This window comes from Candidatus Methylomirabilota bacterium (assembly GCA_036005065.1).
GTDB lineage: Bacteria > Methylomirabilota > Methylomirabilia > Rokubacteriales > DASRDR01 > DASYQW01.
In genome coordinates this window covers 1-2,001 of the sequence record DASYQW010000405.1, presented here as the reverse complement: position 1 = coordinate 2,001, position 2,001 = coordinate 1, and the positions used below count along the sequence as shown (strand labels likewise).

Sequence of the window (2,001 nt, the reverse complement as noted above, 5' to 3'; positions counted from 1 at the left end):
CTCCCCGCCGCCGGCGGGCAGCAGCCACAGCGAGGCCACCTCATCGTCGTCATGGTGGTCGGCGTCCGGGTCGGGCCGGGTCGAGGTGAACAGCACCGAGCCGTCGGGGAGGAAGGCGGCGCCGCTCTCTCCCGGCGCGGACCGCGTCAGCCGGCGGGGCGGGCGCTCGCCGTCCGGGTCGAGCTCCCACAGCGCGGTCACGAAGCGCTTGCCGTCCGGGGCGGCGGTCGCGACGGCGGCCACCAGGCGGCGCCCGTCAGGGGCCAGGGCCAGCCCTGACACCCGCGGAAGCTGGAGAAAGCGGTCGAGGTCGAAGGCGGGCGCGAGGGTGGGCGCTGAGCGCGGCGTCGTGGTCATTGTCAGACCATAAAGAGACCGGACGGACACACGCAATGGGGTGATTCGCACATCTTTCCCCGAGCCGGGGAGCATCCGCGCATCCTTCCCGAGCCAGCGATCGGCTCCGACCGGCGACCGGCCGCCGCGTCCTGCGCGTCGACGTCGCCCGCGACGGCTACCGGATCGCCCGGCCCGCCGACCTGGTCGCGGCCGCCGCCACCGTCGTGCCCCGAGCGCCAGCGATCTTGGCTGCTGCCGCACTGTCCTGGCAACGCACCTTCCAACTGCTGGAGACAGCCATGAAGCAGCGGGTCCTCGGGCGGAGCGGCTTGGCCACCTCCCCGGTCGGGCTTGGTTGCACGAGCTTGTCCGACGCCTATGGACCGGCCGACGAGGCCGAGTCGGTCCGCACCATCCATCGCGCCCTGGACTTGGGCGTGACCCTGCTCGACACCGGCTCGTCCTACGGCGACGGCGAGAACGAGCGGCTCGTCGGCCGCATCGGCGCCATGGCCGAGCTGGCCGCCGCCGCCCGGACTGGGCGGAACCCTCTGGGCAGGGGGGAGGTCTGGGGTTACGGTAGGGCCATGGCGGAATGGTGGTCGATCGAGGTCTTCGACGGAGCGTTCCCGGCGCGCCCCTGGAAGGACGCGCACAGCTCGTCGCTGATCGAGTCGGCGATCTCCAACGGCGCCGTCGACTGGGTGTGGCACGAGCACCGCTGGGGCGTCGTGCTCGAGGTCGCCTTCGAACGGGACGAGCAGTGGGAGGCCTATCGCGACCTCCCCAGTGTCCGTGCCGCCCTGGACGCCGTCCCAGACCCGATCAACGGCCTGCTCGTCTACCGCGGGCGCGGCGGCGGGGCGGGCGCGCCCTCGCGCCGCCGGCCGAAGCCCTTCACCGGAGCCGGCGCGGTCGAGCTCCCGGAGCCCGAGCCCGAGCCGTTGGAGTCGGTCGCCGGACCGGAGGCGCCGATCATCCCTCGGTGAAGCCGTCAAATCCGCGCACGCGCCCGTCCACGCCGGGGCCCAGGCCTCCTCCGCAAGCTGAGCCAAGGCCCGGGCCTGCTTCGCCGGCCGCGAGCCGGGCCGCGAGCCGGGCCTGCTCCGCCGGCCGCGAGCCGGGCCGGGCCGTTCCTGAGCGCCCGACCCAGGTGCGATAGGGTCGCGCCGCACGAGTTGTCCCCAGGTTCCCGTCAGGACTCGACAAGGCTGGCGGCTGGGCATAGTATCGAACACACGTTCGACAGGAGACGCGATGAGCGACGAAGGCGAGAGGAGTGGAGCGATGGGAGAGCAGGCGCAGCTCATCCCTGAATCCGAGCTGATCCAGAAGGGGAGTCAGGTCAAGGTCCGGCGTCCACGCGCGGGGGAGAGCGGCGTGTGGACGGTTGTCGGCCCGGTGTCCACACCCGAGCCAGGCGACCCGGCGTGGGACGTGACCAACACGATCAGCGGTCGGCGGCGCATCTTCCGCAGCTCCCGCCTCATCCTGCTGCGCCAGGCGCGCAAGCGCGGCGCCTGAGCGCCAAGGTTCCGGTTCGGGGGTTGGGTCGGGGTCCTGACTCCCCCTCGGGCGGGCGCTGTGGTCCGACCACCCCCTGCGGCGACCGCCGCGCCCGCCCGACTCCCACCCGGCCCAACCTCCGCCGGCCTGGGGCGG

General features: G+C 73.4%; 3 protein-coding genes. 2 read left to right on the top strand and 1 reads right to left on the bottom strand.

Translation table 11 applies throughout. The features are described 5' to 3' along the window. On the bottom strand, nt 1-357 hold a 357-nt coding region (locus VGW35_26865; GenBank protein HEV8311298.1), incomplete at its 3' end, for a S9 family peptidase. Nucleotides 358-638: 281 nt separating this feature from the next. On the opposite strand from VGW35_26865, the gene VGW35_26860 reads away from it, so the two are divergent. Both VGW35_26860 and VGW35_26855 read left to right on the top strand, forming a co-directional pair. Continuing rightward, a complete protein-coding gene (locus VGW35_26860; GenBank protein HEV8311297.1) occupies nt 639-1,328 on the top strand; it encodes an aldo/keto reductase in 690 nt (229 codons plus the stop codon). A 268-nt stretch (nt 1,329-1,596) separates the two neighbouring features. Next, on the top strand, nt 1,597-1,863 hold the full coding sequence (locus tag VGW35_26855; GenBank protein HEV8311296.1) for a hypothetical protein: 267 nt from the start codon (nt 1,597-1,599) through the stop codon (nt 1,861-1,863). Nucleotides 1,864-2,001 lie beyond the last annotated feature (138 nt).